Below are 2,294 nucleotides of genomic sequence, written 5' to 3'. Positions count from 1 at the left end.
CCCCTCGGGCGTTCGCGGCGGGTGCGCCGGGCGGCGGCTCAGCCCGCCGGGGCGGGTGCCGGGACGGCCGCCGACTCCAGGGTGCGGACGGCGGCCACCAGCGGCGCCAGCTCGGGACGGGCGCCCGCGGCGTCGAGGGCCTCGCGCAGCGCGTGGTCGTTGGTCGGCCGGGCCCGCTCCAGCAGTTCCCGGCCGGCGTCGGTCACGTCGGTGTAGATGCCGCGGCGGTCCGTCGGGCAGAGGTAGCGGGCCAGCAGGCCGCGGTCCTCCAGCCGGGTGACCAGGCGGGTGGTGGCGCTCTGGCTGAGCACCACGGCATCGGCGAGCTGGTTCATCCGGACGTGGCCGCCCTCGCCGTCGTGCTGCTCGCTGAGGACGTCCAGGACGGAGAACTCCCGCACGCTCAGGTCGTGCTCCGCCTGCAGGGCGCGTTCGATGTGCGCCTCGATCCGGCCGTGCAGGGCGGACAGGGCGCACCAGCCGTGGGCCAGCGCCGGTTCGGGTCGCGTCATGGGACCACTCGCTCCCTTCACTGTCGTGTGACCCCAGGGTAGCCCCACAACGAAATATCCGGCGTTTGCAACTATCGGCGTCTGCAATTACTGTCGAAGCCTGTAAGCGCTCGCCGCAACGACCTGCGGACCGGGCCCACGCACCGCACCGGAAGGCCCTCCATGCCTCTCGCACTCCTGGCGCTGGCCATCGGCGCCTTCGGCATCGGCACCACGGAATTCGTGATCATGGGACTGCTGCCCCAGGTCGCCCAGGACTTCGGCGTCTCCGTCCCCACCGCCGGACTGCTCACCACCGGGTACGCCCTCGGCGTCGTCGTCGGCGCCCCGCTGCTGGCCGTCCTCGGCACCCGGATCCCCCGCAAGCGGATGCTGATGCTGCTGATGGGGCTCTTCGTGGCCGGCAACCTGGTGACCGCCCTCGCCCCCACGTTCGGACTGGTCCTGGCCGGCCGGATCATCGCCTCGCTCGCCCACGGCGCCTTCTTCGGCATCGGCGCCGTGGTCGCCGCCGACCTGGTCGCACCCAGCCGCAAGGCCGGCGCGATCGCGCTGATGTTCACCGGACTGACCGTGGCGAACGTCGTCGGTGTCCCGCTCGGCACCCTGGTCGGGCAGCAGATCGGCTGGCGGATCACCTTCGTCCTGGTCGCCGCCCTGGGCGTGCTCGGACTGGCCGGCATCGCCGCACTCGTCCCCGGCGACCGGCCCGGCGGGGCGGCACCCGCCCGGACGACCGGCGGTCTGCGCCGCGAGATCGCCGCGTTCCGCAACGTGCAGGTCGTGCTGGCGATGCTGATGACCGTGCTCGGCTTCGGCGGCGTCTTCGCCGCGGTGACCTACATCGCGCCGATGATGACCGGCGCCGCGGGCTACGCCGAGGGCTCGGTCACCTGGCTGCTGGTGCTCTTCGGCCTCGGCATGGTGGCCGGCAACCTGATCGGCGGCCGGTACGCCGACCGCCGGCTGATGCCGCTGCTGTTCACCACCCTCGGCGCTCTGGCCGTGGTGCTGGCCGCGTTCTCCTTCACCGCGCACGACAAGGTGCTGGCCGCCGTGACCGTGCCGCTGATCGGCGCGCTGGGCTTCGCCACCGTCCCGCCGCTGCAGAAGCGCGTCCTCGACCAGACCGGCGACGCCCCGACCCTCGCCTCCGCCGTCAACATCGGCGCCTTCAACCTCGGCAACGCACTGGCCGCCTGGCTCGGCGGCGCCGTCATCGCCGCCGGCCTCGGCGTCACCGCGCCGAACTGGGTGGGCGCCGCGATGGCGGCCGCCGCCCTCGGCCTCGCGGTGCTCTCCGCCGCACTGGAGCGCCGCTCCGCCGCCGCAGCCCCCGCCGGCGCCCCCGCGCCGGCCGCCGTCCCCGCCCCGGCGGCCCGCACCGCCGTCCACCACTGACCGCACCACCGATCGCCCAGGGAGCAGCCATGACCACCCTCACCACCGACGACGCCGACCGCCTGGTCGCCGCGGCCCACCGCGCGGCCGGCGAGCAGGGCGTCCGGATCTCCGCCACCGTGCTGGACGCCGGCGGCCACCTGCTGGCCTTCCGCCGCGACGACCGGGCCGTCCTGATCGCCGGCGAGACCAGCACCCGCAAGGCGTACACCGCGCTCCAGCTGGACGCGCCGACCGCCGCACTGGTCGAGGCCGTGCAGCCCGGCGGGCCGTTCCACACCCTGCCGACCCGCCCGCCGGTCACCGCGCCTCGGGGAAGGCCCGGGCGAACGCCATCCGGACCGTGGCGCCCGGCGTGCGGTCCAGGATGCCGAACGCCAC

Annotated in this window: 3 protein-coding genes; 2 read left to right on the top strand and 1 reads right to left on the bottom strand. The window is 74.8% G+C overall.

Features of this window, described 5'->3' with window-relative positions:
• Positions 1-38 precede the first annotated feature (38 nt).
• A complete protein-coding gene (locus ACFV0G_RS38480) occupies positions 39-512 on the bottom strand; it encodes a MarR family winged helix-turn-helix transcriptional regulator (protein WP_380558269.1) in 474 nt (157 codons plus the stop codon).
• Positions 513-674: 162 nt separating this feature from the next.
• Here ACFV0G_RS38480 and ACFV0G_RS38475 point away from each other — a divergent pair, with 162 nt between their 5' ends.
• Both ACFV0G_RS38475 and ACFV0G_RS38470 read left to right on the top strand, forming a co-directional pair.
• Positions 675-1,913 carry an MFS transporter gene (locus ACFV0G_RS38475; protein WP_380558265.1) on the top strand — a complete coding sequence of 413 codons (1,239 nt, stop codon included), beginning with the start codon at positions 675-677 and terminating at the stop codon, positions 1,911-1,913.
• A 29-nt stretch (positions 1,914-1,942) separates the two neighbouring features.
• On the top strand, positions 1,943-2,294 hold a 352-nt coding region (locus ACFV0G_RS38470), incomplete at its 3' end, for a heme-binding protein (RefSeq protein ID WP_380558262.1).

The organism is Kitasatospora sp. NPDC059571, assembly GCF_042735675.1.
Taxonomy (GTDB): Bacteria; Actinomycetota; Actinomycetes; order Streptomycetales; family Streptomycetaceae; genus Kitasatospora.
This window is presented reverse-complemented; position numbering and strand designations above follow the sequence as displayed.